The following is a 16,711-nucleotide window of genomic DNA, read 5'->3' on the forward strand; positions in this document are numbered from 1 at the left end:
AAATTGTGATGTTTGTCGCCCTTAGGACGCAGCCAAGTATACTCGCGGCTTTTGTCAAATACAAACATCACACTCGGCAATTTTTCATTTTTTGTAATTTGCATCAATCCATAGCAAGTTTTTACAAGTTTGTTGCGCAATCTCAATGTTTACCAATAAATATTCAACATATACTGAAATTGGTTTTATGTAATTAAACGCTTATTTAAATTGAAATGTGATCTAGAATCACTGTAAAGTAATGGCCGCTAACGAAGCTGCGCTCGTTGAAAAGATAAGTAAGGAGAAGGGTATGGCTGACAAAATGGCCAAATTAGAATTACCAGAAAACAATTCAATCGAATTGCCGATCATGCAGGGCTCTGCCGGTTTCGATGTCATCGACATCAGCAAACTTGGGAAAAAGGGCTACTTCACTTTCGATCCAGGCTTTTTAGCCACAGCCTCATGCGAGTCTGCCATCACCTATATTGATGGCGATAAAGGTATATTATTACACCGCGGTTATCCAATCGACCAATTAGCGACTGAATCAGATTATTTAGATCTATGCTACTTGTTGCTGTACGGTGAATTACCCTCAAAAGCACAGTATGCTGAATTTGTTGCCACTGTTAAACAACACACTATGGTGAATGAGCAGCTTGCCTTCTTCTTTAGAGGTTTCCGCCGCGATGCTCATCCTATGGCCATGTTATGTGGTGTCACAGGTGCCTTGTCTGCATTCTTCCAAGACTCACTGGATGTGAACAATCCAGAGCACAGAGAAATCGCTGCTTACCGTTTAGTGTCTAAGATGCCAACAATTGCCGCCATGTGTTACAAGTACTCTGTCGGTCAGCCATTTATTTACCCACGTAACGATTTAAGCTACGCAGGTAACTTCTTGTCTATGATGTTCGCAACCCCATGTGAAACCTATGTGGTTAACCCTGTGATTGAACGTGCTATTGACCGTATCTTCGTATTACACGCAGATCACGAGCAAAATGCATCGACATCAACCGTGCGTTTAGCCGGCTCTTCGGGTGCAAACCCATTTGCTTGTATCGCAGCGGGTATCGCTTCTCTTTGGGGCCCTGCACACGGCGGCGCTAACGAAGCGTGTCTGAACATGCTTGAAGAAATCGGCAGTGTTGATCGCATTCCTGAGTTTATCGAGAAAGCCAAAGACAAGAACGATCCATTCCGCTTAATGGGCTTTGGTCATCGTGTTTACAAAAACTTTGACCCACGCGCCAAAGTGATGCGTGAAACTTGCCATGAAGTGCTTAAAGAACTTAAGGTTAAAGATCCATTATTGGATGTGGCCATGGAACTTGAGCGTATTGCCCTTGAAGATGAGTACTTCATCTCTAAGAAGCTGTACCCGAACGTTGACTTCTACTCTGGCATTATCATGAAAGCCATTGGTATTCCAACCAGTATGTTCACTGTGCTGTTCGCCCTAGCGCGCACGGTCGGCTGGATCTCTCATTGGAAAGAAATGCTAGACCAACCAGGTCACAAAATCAGTCGTCCACGTCAGTTGTACACAGGTGCAACTCACAGAGACTTCGTGGCGAAAGAAAAGCGTTAAGCTAAGATTTTCCCACTAAAAAAGGCGCTTCGGCGCCTTTTTTGTTTTTTAAATTTCACCTTCTCCTACCAATAATACTGAGCCACAACATACTCACTTTGCTCACATAGTAGACTAAACTATAAACAGGGTAGGCTGCTAAGGAGGGACTATGTTTACGCTAATGTTGCGATCATTGTTGTTGTGCGGCCTGCTTGGTCTCGCCTTGTGTACTCATGGTCAAGAGAAAGTGGCCGATATCTCCATTGCCAAGACAATTCCTGTACTCAGATTCGAAGGGGCCATAGGCCCTGCGGTGAGTGAATACCTAGTCACAGAAATTACCGCTGCCAATAGCCTTAACATCAATATACGCCCGCCTTTATTAGTCATAGTTTTTGATACACCGGGCGGCTTAGTCTCAAGTTTAAGGGATATAAACCAACGTATTTTAACCTCGAATATCCCCATCGCCTGCCTGGTTGCCCCTGTGGGTGCGCGCGCAATGAGTGCTGGCACTTACATCCTTTACGCCTGTCACATTGCGGCCATGGCACCTGCCACCACTTTAGGTGCTGCCACGCCAGTGCAGATGGGACCTGCATCACCCTCCCCCGCAAAATCAGAGGACGAACAAAACGGCTCCAAAGATAAAAGCGCCATGGAAAAGAAAGTACTCAATGATTCCATCGCTTATATCCGCGCTTTAGCTCAATTACGTGGCCGAAATCAAGCCTGGGCAGAGCTTGCGGTAAAAGAGGCCGCCACCCTGACTGCCGAAGAAGCCTTAGCCCAGCAAGTGATCACCTTGATGGCTGAGGATGTAGCACAACTGATTGGCAGCCTCCACGGCTGGACACTGAACTTAGCAGGAACCCAACATCAGTTAGACTTAAACCAAGCCCAAGTTATTGAGCGGCCTATGGATTGGCGCAATCAATTTATCGCCACCATCACAAACCCGAACATCGCCTATATTTTGATGTTAATCGGTATTTACGGCTTGTTGCTAGAATTTTACAGCCCAGGCATAGGGATAGCAGGCGTCATTGGCGGGATTTCATTACTGGTTGCCCTGTATGCATTTCAATTATTACCCATCAATTATGCCGGTCTTGGGTTGTTAATTTTGGGCATTGTATTGCTCGTTGCCGAATCTATGGTGCCAAGTGTGGGAATTTTTGGCCTAGGCGGCGCTGCGGCATTTGCGTTGGGATCAATCTTTTTATTAGACACTGACAGCGACTTAAGTATTTCCTTGCCCTTAATTGCCGCAGTCACAGTCACCGCTATCCTATTCACACTTTGGGTGCTGTCATCCATTTGGAAGAGTCGAAATCAACCGGCTGTCAGTGGCGATGAAGCCATACTTGGCGCAGAAGCAAAGGTAATCACAGGCTTTGAGCATCAAGGCTTTGTGCTACTGGGTGGTGAGACCTGGGCCGCCATCAGCGACACACAGACCACAACAGATCAACGGGTCAAAGTCATTGCCCGTAACAAGCTGACATTAACAGTCACAGGTTTATCTAATGACAAGATCATGGATGAGCCTGTAGCAGATAAACGCACCACATAAGAGGATCACCCAAATGGAAGCCCTAGCCTATAACAGCAATGTGTTCTTCACCGCGCTCATATTGTTAATTGTATTGTTATTGTTGAGCACATTTAAAATTTTGCGGGAATACGAGCGCGGCGTTATTTTCATGCTAGGCCGATTTCACAAGGTGAAAGGCCCTGGGCTAATCATAGTTATTCCGCTGGTTCAACAAATGGTGCGAGTCGATCTGCGTACCATAGTCATGGATGTTCCCACCCAAGATGTAATAAGTCGGGACAATGTTTCAGTTAAGGTCAATGCCGTGATCTATTTTCGGGTTATCGATGCCCAAAAAGCCATCATCAATGTGGAAGATTACCTGCAAGCTACCTCGCAATTGGCACAAACGACACTGCGTTCTGTATTAGGGCAACATGAACTGGATGAAATGCTCGCCAATCGAGACATGCTCAATACCGATATTCAAGCCATTCTCGATACACGAACCGACGGTTGGGGAATAAAAGTGTCCAATGTTGAGATTAAGCATGTGGATCTTAATGAAACCATGGTCAGGGCCATAGCCCGCCAAGCTGAAGCCGAGCGTACCAGGCGTGCTAAAGTTATCCATGCTTCTGGTGAAATGGAGGCATCGGCTAAATTGGTGGAAGCTGCAAAGACCTTGGCAATCGAGCCCAATGCTATCTTATTGCGTTATCTGCAAACCTTGACTGAAATTGCCACTGAAAAAAATTCGACCATATTATTCCCCTTACCTATGGATCTGTTAAAAGGCGCATTTCAGGAAAATAAAACAGTAAAAGTGAGTAAAACAAAAAAGACAGAATAGCGTGCTTGATGCTCCTAAGGAAAGCCTAATAAACAAGGCTTTCCAGCCTTCCTGTCCATAGCACTGTATCTGTAGTGCTGTATCTGCGCTAGGTAGAATAGGATGCAAACCTCCTCTCCTTACCATTGTGGATCGTGCTCACACCCACCTTTGACCCGCTAATTTTCAATTTAGCCAATCACACTAATAAATAAACATTTTCACTACATTTAACGTTCCAGCTAAACCGCACTAACCAATAGCGAAAGTTAACACACTGTTAATTAAAGGATTTTAAACATGGCACACTTTATGCTTTAAAACCAGCAATTAACATTAGTTACAAATGTTAGCGTGACGTACATAAGAAGACGGGCGACACTCAACAGACTTAGTGCGCAACTTTTTTACCATTTGTAGCTTTTTAACAATATTAATATTACTAGCAGGTATCCCATGGACAGGTTCATTAACGTTAAAACCTTAGCACTTTCCTTACTTTGCATCGCTGTGCTAACTGGCTGCGAACAACCCCAAGAGCAAGCCAAAGAAGATAAGTTTGTCGTTCCGGTGGAAACAGCCTTAGTGGGCCAAGGCCATGTATCCTCCTTCTATAGCACTACCGCCACCTTAGAAGCGCCTGAAGAAGCTCATGTGCTAAGCCGGGTATCTGGTCTGGTTGAAAAAATTCTTGTTGAAGAAGGTGATAGAGTCACTAAAGGTCAGGTGCTTGCCGTTATCGATCCTAAGCGTCAAAAATATGAGTTTAATCGCTCAGAAGCCGAAGTGCAGATCATCGAGCAAGAGCTTAATCGTCTAAATAAAATCAACAATAAAGAGTTTGTAAGCCAGGATGCCTTAGCCAAGTTAGAATTTAACCTGCAAGCGGCCAAAGCCCAGCGAGATCTCGCCGAGCTTAAGTTAAAAGACAGTCAAATCACCTCACCAATAAACGGTGTGGTTGCCCACCGCTTAGTGAAATTAGGCAACATGGCCAAGGAATTTGATGAACTGTTTTACATAGTCAATCAAGATGAACTTCATGGCATAGTCCACTTACCAGAGCAGCAATTAGCAAGCTTACGCCTAGGCCAAGAAGCCAAAGTCTTTAGTCAGCAGAGCCAACAAGATGTCATCGCACATGTATTAAGAATAAGTCCAGTGGTGGATGCCAATAGCGGCACCTTTAAGGTCACACTCGCCGTGCCTAACCACAAGGCCCAGCTTAAATCAGGCATGTTTACTCGGGTTGAGCTCAAGTACGACACCCATGATAACGCCATCACAGTGCCTTATAATGCCGTCATCAATCAGGACAACATACTGGCCCTGTATATCATTAAGGACGATAAAGCCCTTAGGCGTGAAGTCAGCTTAGGCTACCGTGAAAATGAAATCGTTGAAGTTATCGACGGCGTCGAACCGGGTGAGCAAGTGGTTATTCGTGGTCAGCAAAATTTAAAAGACCAATCCTTGGTTGAAGTCATCACCCCACTTAACTTTGCCGCTAAATAACGGAGTCTTGACATGTCTATTATCAACACCTCCGTTAAACGCCCGGTCACAGTGTGGATGTTTATGTTGGCCATCATGCTGTTTGGCATGGTGGGCTTCTCTCGCCTCGCCATAAAATTGTTGCCAGATTTAAGCTACCCCAGTGTCACCATACGCACCCTATATGATGGTGCGGCCCCGGTGGAAGTGGAGCAGCTAATCTCTAAACCTTTGGAAGAATCCGTCGGCGTTGTTAAAGGCTTACGTAAAATTAGTTCTATTTCTCGCTCTGGGCTTTCCGATGTAGTGCTGGAGTTTGAATGGGGCGTTGACATGGATTTAGCAAGCCTTGAAGTCAGAGAGAAAATTGACACCATAGAATTGCCGCTTGATATTAACAAACCTTTGCTGCTGCGCTTTAATCCCAACCTTGACCCCATCATGCGCTTAGCCTTCTCAGTGCCCGATGCCAATGCCGAGCAGTTGAAGCAAATGCGCACCTTCGCCGATGAGGAGTTAAAACGTCGCCTAGAGGCCTTACCTGGCGTTGCCGCAGTGCGCTTATCAGGTGGTCTCGAGCAAGAAGTGCATATTTTGCTTAATCAGCAAAAGCTTGCGCAGCTCAACCTCAATGCTGACGATGTAAAACGCCGAATTAACGAAGAAAATATTAACTTATCTGCCGGAAAAGTGATCCAAGGCGATAAAGAGTATTTAGTCAGAACTTTAAACCAATTCAATTCCTTAGAGGAACTTGGTCAAGTCATTATCTACCGTGACGGCCAAACGTTAGTGCGTCTAAATGATGTGGCGCAAATTCAAGATGCCTATAAGGAGCGCAGTGATATCACTCGCATTGGCAGCGTGGAATCCATCGAGCTTGCCATCTACAAAGAAGGTGATGCCAATACCGTTGCCGTAGCGCAAAAACTAAAAAGTGAGCTCGACGCCATTAACAGTGCCGACAACGGCCACCAGCTTAATATTGTCTACGATCAGAGCGAATTCATTCAAAGTGCCGTCAGTGAAGTCACCTCAGCGGCCCTGTTTGGTAGCTTACTAGCTATGCTAGTTATCTATCTGTTCCTTAAAGATATTATTGCAACCCTAATTATCTCAATCTCGATCCCCTTCTCTGTGATTGCCACCTTTAACATGATGTATTTTGCCGATATCAGCTTAAACATCATGTCACTTGGCGGCATAGCACTGGCCATTGGCCTGTTAGTGGATAATGCCATAGTCGTGCTTGAGAATATCGACAGATACAAGTCTCAAGGCATGGATAAAGTGACGGCTGCTGTCACGGGTTGCAGTGAAGTGGCAGGCGCCATTTTTGCTTCTACCTTGACCACCCTGGCGGTATTTTTGCCGCTGGTGTTTGTTGACGGTATCGCTGGCGCCTTGTTTGCCGATCAAGCCATGACAGTCACCTTCGCGCTGCTGGCATCCTTGTTTGTCGCCATGACAGCCATCCCTATGCTGGCATCACGCCAAGGTTTTAATCCCATCGAAGAGACAGAAGATAGCGCCAACGCGCCTTCGATAACGCCAGAGTTTTCCAGTACTCGGGCCAAATTTTTCCATTATGCTTTAAAGGTGATTAGCTTTCCCTTCTTGCTGCTGTTTAGCTATTTACCGCGTTTTTTACTCACCAGCACCTTAATATTGAGCCGGTTTTTCGCCTGGTTCTTTGGCCTCTTTATGCGCCCATTAAGTCAAGGTTTTAATGCTGTGTATCATCTGGTTGAGCGTATATACCAGCCGTTACTTGCCAGCGCCATGAAGATGAAAGTCATCACCTTAATTATTGCATTTGCTATCACCTTAGCCGCCACCAGCTTACTGCCTCGTCTTGGGGTTGAGCTTATTCCGCCCATGAATCAGGGTGAGTTTTATGTGGAGATTTTGCTGCCACCGGGCACTGAAGTCAGTGAAACCGATGCGGTGCTGCAAATTTTGGCCGAGTCAATTAGTGATCGCAGCGATGTGAAACACGCCTATAGCCAAGCAGGCAGCGGCGGCCTAATGACTTCAGATACTGCCCAAGGAGGCGAAAATTGGGGCCGCTTACAAGTCGTGCTTAACCATGCTGAAGCCTTTGATGCGGTAAGCCATGTGCTGCGTCAAACGGCGCGCCGTTTGCCTGAATTAGAAGCCAAAATTGAACATCCAGAACTGTTTAGCTTTAAACCGCCCCTTGAAATAGAGCTTGCAGGTTATGATTTAGCTCAGCTTAAACTCAGCGCCGATGCCTTAGTGAAGGCCCTATCGCAATCCGATAGATTTAGCGACCTTAACACTAGCCTTCGCGACGGTCAGCCTGAAATAAGCATCCAGTTTGATCATGCCCGCCTCGCCGCATTAGGCATGGACGCGCCCACGGTCGCCACCCGCATCGCCCAGCGCATTGGCGGCACTGTCGCCAGCCAATATACGGTTCGCGATCGTAAAGTGGATATTTTGGTGCGAAGCGAACTCAGCGAGCGAGATCAAATTAGCGATATTGACGCCCTTATCATCAACCCAAACAGTGCTCAACCCATCCCTTTAAGCGCCGTTGCTCAAGTGCAATTGAAAGTGGGTCCATCGGCCATTAATCGCGTAAGCCAGCAACGAGTGGCCATAGTGTCATCTAACCTTGCCTATGGGGATTTAAGTGAGGCTGTCATGGAAGCTGAAGCCATTTTAGCGCAATTGCAATTATCGAGTTCAGTTCAGGCGCGATTTGGCGGCCAAAATGAAGAAATGAAGCACTCCTTCGATTCACTAAAAATCGCCTTAGTGCTAGCGGTATTTTTAGTTTATCTGGTGATGGCAAGCCAGTTTGAATCTTTACTGCATCCATTGCTTATCTTAATCGCCGTACCCATGGCGCTCGGTGGCAGTATCATAGGCCTATACATCACAGGTACTCATTTGAGTGTGGTGGTGTTCATCGGTCTTATTATGCTGGCGGGGATTGTGGTCAATAATGCCATTGTATTAGTGGATAGGATTAATCAATTACGCCGTGATGGCCAAGACAAGCACAGTGCCATCATAGATGCTGCCTCTTCTCGCTTAAGGCCCATCTTGATGACCACCTTAACCACAACCCTTGGCTTATTGCCCATGGCAATTGGCATAGGTGATGGCAGTGAAGTGCGTGCGCCTATGGCAATAACGGTTATTTTCGGTTTAGGTCTGTCAACCTTATTAACCTTGTTGGTGATCCCCGCACTCTACGGTCTGTTTGATAAAAAAGTCTATGCCGCCAATGCAAAAAATACCCCTTCGATTGAGCAAGCCCAGCACCTAGAACAAGGAGCTCAGTCATGAATCTCACCAAACTCGCCATAAAACGGCCTGTTACCACCAGCATGTTCTTCCTTGCCATCTTACTTTTTGGGTTAGCATCCAGCCGCATGTTGCCCTTGGAGATGTTCCCAGGAATAGACATACCGCAGATCATGGTGCAAGTGCCCTACCCCGGCTCATCTCCTGCCGAAGTTGAGCGTGATATCACCAGACCCTTAGAAGAGGCACTGGCCACCATGAGTGGCATCGATGAAGTGCATTCAAGCTCTTCTCAAGATGGCGCTGAAATTCAGCTTAATATGAAATGGGAGGAGGACGTTGCCACCAAAAGCCTTGAGGCGCGAGAAAAAATCGACTCGGTAAGACATTTGTTGCCAAAAGATGTCGAGCGGGTGCTCATTCAGCAATTCTCCACCGCCGATATGCCAGTGCTCACCATACGTATATCCAGTGAACGAGAGCTGTCTAACGCCTTCGACTTATTGGATAAACAACTACGAAAGCCCCTAGAACGTGTTGATGGCGTCTCTAAAGTGACCTTATACGGGGTCGATAAAAAGCAAATTGAAGTCAGGCTCGATGCGCTAAAACTCAGCGCTGCCAATGTGGATACCTTGACCTTAACCCGGAGACTGCAAAATGAAAACTTCGTCATTAGCGCAGGTACCCTTAGGGCCAATACTCATGTGTATCAAGTGTCACCTAAAGGCGAATTTAAAAGCCTTGAAGATATCAAAAGCTTAGTTATCAAACCCGGGCTCACCTTAGGCGATGTAGCACAAATCAATTTCTCTTTGCCAGAACAAGTAGAAGGCCGCTTGCTGGACCAAAAATACGCCGTGGGCTTAGACGTATTTAAAGAATCAGGGGCCAACTTAGTGGATGTATCCGACCGAGTGCTTAAGGTCATTGACATCGTCAAACAAGATAAACAGTTTAATGGCATTAAGCTGTTCATCATGGAAAACCAAGCCTTCGGGGTGAAGTCTTCATTGTCAGATTTACTTATTTCAGGCTTGATTGGCGCCCTGCTGTCATTTGGCGTCTTGTACTTGTTTTTACGTAATCTAAAGATGACCTTAGTGGTGGTGTCTTCTGTCCCTATTTCCATCTGCATGACACTCGCTGTTATGTATCTATTGGGTTATAGCCTCAACATTTTATCTATGATGGGGCTGTTATTGGCCGTAGGTATGTTGATTGATAATGCCGTGGTCGTCACTGAAAGTGTGCTGCAAGAAAAACAAGCAAGCAATATTGATGATAACGACAGTTGTCAAATCAAAGCCAATGAACGCGCTGTGCTTACCGGGGTTGAGAAGGTGGCACTGGCTGTCATGGCCGGTACCATGACCACGGCAATCGTGTTTTTACCTAATATTTTCGGGGTAAAGATTGAAATCACCATTTTCTTAGAGCATGTGGCCATAGCCATTTGTATATCCTTGGCTGCATCCTTGCTGGTATCCAAAACCTTAATACCGCTATTGCTAACTAAGCTGCATTTCGATACACCTAAACAAACTAAAGAGAGTCAAATACAACTGGGCTATCAACGCAGCCTAAATTGGACACTTAACCATCCTAAGATCTCGGCGGCTATTGCCCTGGTTATCTTAGTGTCTACCGCATTGCCCTTGACCTTTATTAAGCAAGATCAAAGTGATGGAGAAGGCAATGATCGCCTCTATATCAATTATCAAATTGAAGGCCGCCACAACCTTAAAGTCACAGAGGCGACGGTAAAGCAGATGGAAGACTACTTGTATGCCAATAAAGAGAAATTCTTTATTGAGTCTGTCTACAGCTACTACAGCCCGCAAGATAGCCAGTCGACGCTTATTCTAAAAAAAGACATTCCCATTCCCATGTCTGAGCTCAAAAAGAGCATACGTGAGGGCTTTCCTAAGTTTTCCATTGCCAAGCCTCAATTTGGTTGGGGCGGTGAGCAAAGGGGAATACGCGTCACCTTAACCGGTCGCTCGGCTTCTGAGCTCATTAAACTCAGTGAACAAGTGGTGCCCTTATTAAGTAATATTGAAGGCCTCGAGGATGTACGCTCTGAAGTCAGCGGCGCCCAGCAAGAAGTCGTCATTGTTATCAAGCGCCAAATGGCCATGCGCCTTGACCTTAAGCTTAACGAAATTGCCTCAAACATCGCCTTGGCGCTCAGAGGGGTACCGCTACGCTCTTTCAGGCATGACCCCAATGGTGAGCTTCGCATCGAACTTGCCTTCGATAAGAGCTGGCAAAACTCCCTAGAAGTGCTCAAACAAATGCCCATCATCAGGCAAGGTGATCGCACTTATACCTTAGACAGTTTGGCGGATATTAAGGTCGTGCCTCGATTTGACACTATTCGTCATTTTAATCGTCAAACGGCGCTCTCCATCGGTGCTAATGCAGAAGAACTGACCACAGAGGAAGCCCAAGAAAAAATAACGCAAGTGATGGACTCAATAAACTTCCCTTATGGCTACGGTTACAGCTTACGCGGCGGCTTTGAACGTCAAGATGAAGAGCAGTCTGTGATGCTTGTGAATATGATCTTAGCTATCGCTATGATCTACATAGTTATGGCGGCATTATTCGAGTCATTACTGCTGCCCACAGCCATTATTACCTCGATCTTATTCTCCATTACTGGGGTATTTTGGGCCTTATTATTGACGGGGACCCCTATGGGGATCATGTCCATGATAGGCATACTCATCTTGATGGGGATCGTGGTAAACAATGGCATAGTGTTAGTGGATCAAATCAACCAGATGACCCCAGCCCTCGATGAACTCAGTGACACTATTGGCCGTGTGTGTGTCACACGTTTACGCCCAGTACTCATGACGGTAGGCACCACGGTATTAGGTTTAGTGCCGCTGGCTCTTGGGGATACACAAATTGGCGGCGGAGGTCCCCCTTACTCACCTATGGCCATCGCCATTATCGGTGGCCTCACCTTTTCAACCGCCACCAGTTTGTTTTTAGTGCCTTTATGCTATCAAGCCTTATACAGAATGCGTTATAAAGCGGCAATTAGACTGGGCATGGCTGACAATTTGGCGAAAAAGCTGCTACCTTGGACAGTAGATCCTGCCCAAAGAAAGGAATAATCCATGTTCTTAGCTCGTTACACTCTTTTAGGCCTTAGCCTTTGTAGCCTACTTGTGCCTCAGTTTGCCCATGCTCAAGCAGACAGATTTGCAGAAGTACAGATAACTCAGACCCAGTTAGCCGAAAATGTGTATGTGTTTATGGGGGCTGGCGGCAACATTGGCGTCTCTTCTGGCATAGATGGCTTGCTCATCATAGACGATCAGTTCGCCCCTTTGGCCGAGAAAATTACCGCAGCCCTCAATACTCTGCAGGTCGGCATGCCAAAGTATGTGATTAATACCCATTTCCATGGGGATCACACAGGTGCCAATGAGCACTTCGGTCAGCAAGGCACTATTTTGGCTCACCATAATGTATTGAGTCGCCTGAGCGAAAATAAAAGCCTCAATAAAGTCGCGCTGCCAGTAATCACCTTCGATAAAGGCCTGTCGGTGCATTTCAATAATGACACCTTAGCGGTTAAGCACTTAGGTCCTGGCCACACGGATGGCGACAGCATAGTCATTTGGGAAAAAGCCAATATCATCCATATGGGCGACTTGTTTTTTAAAGACAAATTTCCTTTTATCGACTTAGATCATGGCGGCTCTATTTTGGGTTATCGCAACAATGTGTCAGCGGCCCTTAGTTTGATCAATGATAAGACCCAAGTGATCCCAGGTCATGGCGAAATGGCCACCAAAAACGATCTCTTAAAGTTTAAGCACATGCTCGATGACAGCATCAACTGGATGCGAAAGGAAATCAGTCTAGGCAAGAACCTGAAGCAAATCAAAAAACAAGGGGTACCGAAAAAGTGGAAAAACTGGGGTTGGAACTTTATCTCCGAAGATAAATGGATCAATACCTTGTACCAAGGTTTGATGTAGCGTCTAGGTTCACGAATAAAAAAGCTTGCCTGAGGCAAGCTTTTTTATTTAACGTCGTTACTTGAAACCTAAACCCATTTCGGCGCTTGCCTAAAATGCCACAACACCCAATAGATGGGTTTCAAGTCTTTACCGCCCACATGACGAAATGGCCTTGCAAAATAATAGAGCCATTGCCAACTGGCCACAAAGGCCTTAGCTTGCTGCCAAATGGCATCACCGCCATGACGGCGATATTCTGCAATGGCCTCAAAAATCATCTGACTCTGCGGCCCTAAATAACGGTACAGGCTATGTATGTAGATGAGTAAGTCCCGGATCTGCTGCATACATAAGCTCTGCTTAGCTTGATTGGCTTCAAAATCGATAAACTTAACATCACCCGCCTGCCAACTAATGTCTCGCAGTGCTGGGCGGCCATGGGCTAAAGACATAGTGTGCAATTTAGCTAGGGCTCGACTGGCATCATTAAGAATGATTTGCAGTTGATCTTGAGTCGTTTCATGACTTGTTAGCCACTGCTTGAGGGTTTTTCCCGCATCTTCCAACACCAAATAATCAGCACCACTGTCCATTAACATAGGCACGGCCGCGCCCTGAGCATTAAGCTGAGTCAATAAGTGAATTTCTTTTTGGATGGAGACATAAGGATTGTCTTTGACGAGTCGCATCGCACCTTGCAGATGCTCAGCCTGTTTAAGCCAATATCCTTTCCCTTGATATTGGAAAAAACAAATTCTTTCACCCAAGTGGGTGTGACGCACTTGAGAAACCACTTGTTTAAAATCATCTAGCGGCAACATAGTCATACTCCTTCTACGAAGGAGATAATTATCTTTTCAAATATAGGCCCATGCAAGCAAACTATTGTAAATTAATACTTATTTACGATAATTGCTCAACCAATTAATCACCAAATTACACTTTTTAAAACCAAGCAATACAAAATTCACAATCCCATTACAAAAATTAAAACACCCTAAGGTGTTTTAATAAAACTCATAAGCCAAGGTATTAGCTTAAAGGTTGTGCTCTATTTTCAAGTAACACAGGGATGCCTTCTGTGATAGGGAACGCCAACTTATCGAACTTACAATTTAACGTCTGCGCTTGTTTATCAAATTCAAGCTTTCCCTTACACACAGGACACGCCACTATTTCTAACAATTTCTTATCGAATGCCATCTTGCTTTTTCCTTATGGTTTTATCTGCACTAATGGCGCTAAACGGGCCAACAATGCCTTATCAAAATCTGCGTTAAGTCTCGCATTAACCGGTAAATACCACCAATTATCTTGAGCAAAGTCGCGGCACTTGATGGCATCTTTTTCCGTCATAATAAGCGGCAAGTCCCCCGCCAATGCAATGAGTGCTTGAGCATCGAATGCCTGATGATCATCAAATGCTAAGGTGTGCTTTAGCTGATACCCTTGGCCGCTAAGTGAGTCAAAAAATCGCGCTGGATTACCTATGCCGGCCATAGCCACCACGGGCAGTGCTTTATCTAGGCTTTCCAATCCAGGCTGACTCGATTTAACCTTCAACAAGGGCTTAGGTTCCAGCTGCATCAACACCTCATTGTCTTGGGCCTTCCCCCCATTATTAATCAGCCAATCTATGGTCTTTAACCGCCATAATCCTTCCCGTAATGGCCCTGCGGGTAACAGATAACCATTACCAAAACGCCGAGCGCCATCTATGATAACAAGCTCTATATCTCGAGTTAATTTGTAATGCTGCAGGCCATCATCGCTGATAATGACATCGATATCATAATGGCGTTGCAATAAGCTCACCGCGGCAAGCCTGTCAGGTCCCACAGCCATGGGCACTTGAGTGCGGGCCACTATCATGGCGGGCTCATCACCGACATCCACAGCGCTCGCCTGTGCTTCAACCAGCTTAACCCCGTCTATTTTTACCCCATAACCGCGGCTAATCACCCCTGGGCGATAGCCTTGGCGCCGAAGCAGTTCAATGAGATAGATGACCATAGGTGTTTTGCCACTGCCACCCACGGTAATGTTACCGACTATGATAACTGGCACCCCTAAGGCTTCTGATGCCGATGGGCTGCCAGCAAACTTTTTCCGTCTCAGACTCGAAATCAACCAAAATAAGCCAGATAACGGCACTAGTAGCCATTTAATGGGATTTGAGCCATACCAAATATTATTTATCCAGCGCTGCATTTATTCGCCAAACTGCATCTGATACAAACCTGCGTAGGCACCCTTTTTCTCGATAAGGCTAGCATGAGTGCCCCGTTCGATAATCTTGCCTTGATCTATCACTAAAATTTCATCGGCGCTTTCTATGGTAGAAAGCCTGTGCGCTATCACAATCGACGTACGATTATGACGTAAATTATCGAGTCCCAACTGAATGGCTTTTTCCGATTCAGTATCCAGCGCCGATGTAGCTTCATCTAAGATTAATACTGGGGCGTCGCGCAGCATGGCCCTGGCAATAGCGATACGTTGACGCTGACCGCCAGAGAGCAATACCCCGTTTTCCCCCACTTGGGTGTCCAAACCTTCAGGAAGCTGTTCGATAAACTCCATCGCATGAGCGAGTGTGGCCGCCTTAAGAATTTGCTCACGGCTCACTTCACCTGGATAAGCGTAAGCAATATTATTAGCGATAGAGTCATTAAATAAGGTCACTTGCTGTGACACTAGCGCCACTTGCGAGCGCAACGATTTAAGTGAATAGTCGTAAATGCTGACATCATCAAGGCGGATATCCCCTTGTTCAAGGCCAGTATAGAAACGTGTGATAAGGCTTGCCATGGTGGATTTACCAGAGCCTGAACGCCCCACCAATGCCACTGTTTTACCCGGCTTGACGTCAAAATCTATGTTATTCAGCGCAGGTTTAGCCTGTCCTGGATAACTGAAACTGACGTTATCAAAGCGTAAATGGCCTTGCACACGTTCAACCTGATGGGCACCCGTATCGGATTCAGGCAAGGTATCCAATAATTCAAATACCGTGGTGCAGGCTGCTATCCCGCGCTGAAACTCGGCATTGACTCGAGTTAAGTTTTTAATTGGCTGCAGCATGGCAAGCATAGCGCCTAGGATAGCCGCAAAGGTGCCTGCGGTGAGCTCAAGCTTCATACTATCTAAACTGGCGGCATAGAGCACGAATGCCAAGGCGAAGGAGCCGATGATCATGATCACAGGCTGGCTGACAGATTGCGCCATCGCAAGCTTCATATTCTGATAACGGTTGCGATCGTTAACTTCATAAAAGCGTTTACTTTCAGTTTCCTGACCACCAAATGATAAGACATTTTTGTGACCTTTTATCATCTGCTCCGTGGTGGCAGTCACCCCGCCCATGGCCGACTGAATTTGCACTGAGACTTTACGGAATCGCTTGCTGACTATGCTTATCACCACCCCCATCAAGGGGCCTATGACTAAGATGCACAGTGACAATTTCCATGAATAGAAAAACATCAATGCCAACATGCCAATCACAGTAATGCTGTCTCGGACGATTGAAATTAAGGCGCTGCCAGAAGCACGGGCTATCTGCTCGGTATCGAAAGTGACTCTTGAGATCAAGTTACCGCTATTCTCGCGGTCGATATAACTCACAGGTAAGCGCAAATAGTGCTCAAACACTTGCTGGCGCATATCCATAATAAGCTGAGCACTTAAATATGAAATGCAGTAAGTAGAGACAAAGTTTGCCACTCCGCGCAAAGTAAACATGCCAATCACCACGAGAGGCGCCATTAACATCACGTCTTTATTGGCACTAAACCCGCCACTGGTTGGCAGTTCAACCCCAGCCACAACGGTGGGGTTTTGGCTAAAACCTTCATCGATAAACGGTTTGATAAAAGCAATGAATGCCGCATCCACAAGACCGTAAACAATCAAGCCTAAGATTGACAGGGTTAGCATGCCTTTCATTGGCATGACGTAGGTCATCAAGCGTTTAAATACTGTGCTCATTTCATTTTTGGGTGATGCTGTCATGGGATCCA

11 protein-coding genes are annotated in these 16,711 nt (G+C 46.0%); 7 read left to right on the forward strand and 4 right to left on the reverse strand.

Translation table 11 applies throughout. The features are described from left to right. The first annotated feature begins 292 nt into the window (after positions 1-292). The 7 genes from SDEN_RS11385 (at position 293) to SDEN_RS11415 (ending at position 12,707) form a co-directional block, all read left to right on the forward strand. Positions 293-1,579 carry a citrate synthase gene (locus SDEN_RS11385; protein WP_041405781.1) on the forward strand — a complete coding sequence of 429 codons (1,287 nt, stop codon included), beginning with the start codon at positions 293-295 and terminating at the stop codon, positions 1,577-1,579. Between the two features lie 151 nt (positions 1,580-1,730). After that, the gene (locus tag SDEN_RS11390; protein WP_011496624.1) at positions 1,731-3,137 is read left to right on the forward strand and encodes an NfeD family protein; all 1,407 of its coding nucleotides are present in this window, start codon (positions 1,731-1,733) and stop codon (positions 3,135-3,137) included. Positions 3,138-3,150: 13 nt separating this feature from the next. Then, a complete protein-coding gene (locus SDEN_RS11395) occupies positions 3,151-3,951 on the forward strand; it encodes a slipin family protein (RefSeq protein ID WP_011496625.1) in 801 nt (266 codons plus the stop codon). A gap of 435 nt (positions 3,952-4,386) precedes the next feature. Further along, positions 4,387-5,445: an efflux RND transporter periplasmic adaptor subunit gene (locus tag SDEN_RS11400; protein WP_011496626.1), complete on the forward strand. Its 1,059-nt coding sequence runs from the start codon at positions 4,387-4,389 to the stop codon at positions 5,443-5,445. A gap of 12 nt (positions 5,446-5,457) precedes the next feature. Further along, the gene (locus SDEN_RS11405) at positions 5,458-8,745 is read left to right on the forward strand and encodes an efflux RND transporter permease subunit (RefSeq protein WP_011496627.1); all 3,288 of its coding nucleotides are present in this window, start codon (positions 5,458-5,460) and stop codon (positions 8,743-8,745) included. Next, positions 8,742-11,834, forward strand: a complete 3,093-nt coding sequence (locus SDEN_RS11410) for an efflux RND transporter permease subunit (RefSeq protein WP_011496628.1) — start codon at positions 8,742-8,744, stop codon at positions 11,832-11,834. Before SDEN_RS11405 ends, SDEN_RS11410 begins: the two co-directional genes overlap by 4 nt. 3 nt (positions 11,835-11,837) lie before the next feature. Next, the gene (locus SDEN_RS11415) at positions 11,838-12,707 is read left to right on the forward strand and encodes an MBL fold metallo-hydrolase (RefSeq protein WP_011496629.1); all 870 of its coding nucleotides are present in this window, start codon (positions 11,838-11,840) and stop codon (positions 12,705-12,707) included. A 68-nt stretch (positions 12,708-12,775) separates the two neighbouring features. Here the strand turns inward: SDEN_RS11415 and SDEN_RS11420 are convergent, their stop codons facing one another. From SDEN_RS11420 to msbA, 4 genes are all read right to left on the reverse strand, one after another. Next, positions 12,776-13,510 (reverse strand): hypothetical protein, encoded by a 735-nt coding sequence (locus SDEN_RS11420; RefSeq protein ID WP_011496630.1) that lies wholly within the window; start codon positions 13,508-13,510, stop codon positions 12,776-12,778. A gap of 211 nt (positions 13,511-13,721) precedes the next feature. Further along, the gene (locus tag SDEN_RS20250) at positions 13,722-13,892 is read right to left on the reverse strand and encodes a Trm112 family protein (protein WP_011496631.1); all 171 of its coding nucleotides are present in this window, start codon (positions 13,890-13,892) and stop codon (positions 13,722-13,724) included. A 12-nt stretch (positions 13,893-13,904) separates the two neighbouring features. Next, positions 13,905-14,900: a tetraacyldisaccharide 4'-kinase gene (gene lpxK / locus SDEN_RS11425; RefSeq protein WP_011496632.1), complete on the reverse strand. Its 996-nt coding sequence runs from the start codon at positions 14,898-14,900 to the stop codon at positions 13,905-13,907. After that, positions 14,901-16,703 (reverse strand): lipid A export permease/ATP-binding protein MsbA, encoded by a 1,803-nt coding sequence (gene msbA / locus SDEN_RS11430; RefSeq protein ID WP_011496633.1) that lies wholly within the window; start codon positions 16,701-16,703, stop codon positions 14,901-14,903. It abuts the gene before it with no gap. Positions 16,704-16,711: the final 8 nt, after the last annotated feature.

Source organism: Shewanella denitrificans OS217 (genome assembly GCF_000013765.1).
Classification (GTDB): Bacteria; Pseudomonadota; Gammaproteobacteria; order Enterobacterales; family Shewanellaceae; genus Shewanella; species Shewanella denitrificans.

Bases quoted from the DNA above. Each gene is read 5' to 3' on its own strand.
- SDEN_RS11385 (WP_041405781.1), top strand. From the start codon at position 293: ATGGCTGACAAAATGGCCAAATTAGAATTACCAGAAAACAATTCAATC.
- SDEN_RS11390 (WP_011496624.1), top strand. From the start codon at position 1,731: ATGTTTACGCTAATGTTGCGATCATTGTTGTTGTGCGGCCTGCTTGGT.
- SDEN_RS11395 (WP_011496625.1), top strand. From the start codon at position 3,151: ATGGAAGCCCTAGCCTATAACAGCAATGTGTTCTTCACCGCGCTCATA.
- SDEN_RS11400 (WP_011496626.1), top strand. From the start codon at position 4,387: ATGGACAGGTTCATTAACGTTAAAACCTTAGCACTTTCCTTACTTTGC.
- SDEN_RS11405 (WP_011496627.1), top strand. From the start codon at position 5,458: ATGTCTATTATCAACACCTCCGTTAAACGCCCGGTCACAGTGTGGATG.
- SDEN_RS11410 (WP_011496628.1), top strand. From the start codon at position 8,742: ATGAATCTCACCAAACTCGCCATAAAACGGCCTGTTACCACCAGCATG.
- SDEN_RS11415 (WP_011496629.1), top strand. From the start codon at position 11,838: ATGTTCTTAGCTCGTTACACTCTTTTAGGCCTTAGCCTTTGTAGCCTA.
- SDEN_RS11420 (WP_011496630.1), bottom strand. From the start codon at position 13,510: ATGTTGCCGCTAGATGATTTTAAACAAGTGGTTTCTCAAGTGCGTCAC.
- SDEN_RS20250 (WP_011496631.1), bottom strand. From the start codon at position 13,892: ATGGCATTCGATAAGAAATTGTTAGAAATAGTGGCGTGTCCTGTGTGT.
- lpxK (WP_011496632.1), bottom strand. From the start codon at position 14,900: ATGCAGCGCTGGATAAATAATATTTGGTATGGCTCAAATCCCATTAAA.
- msbA (WP_011496633.1), bottom strand. From the start codon at position 16,703: ATGACAGCATCACCCAAAAATGAAATGAGCACAGTATTTAAACGCTTG.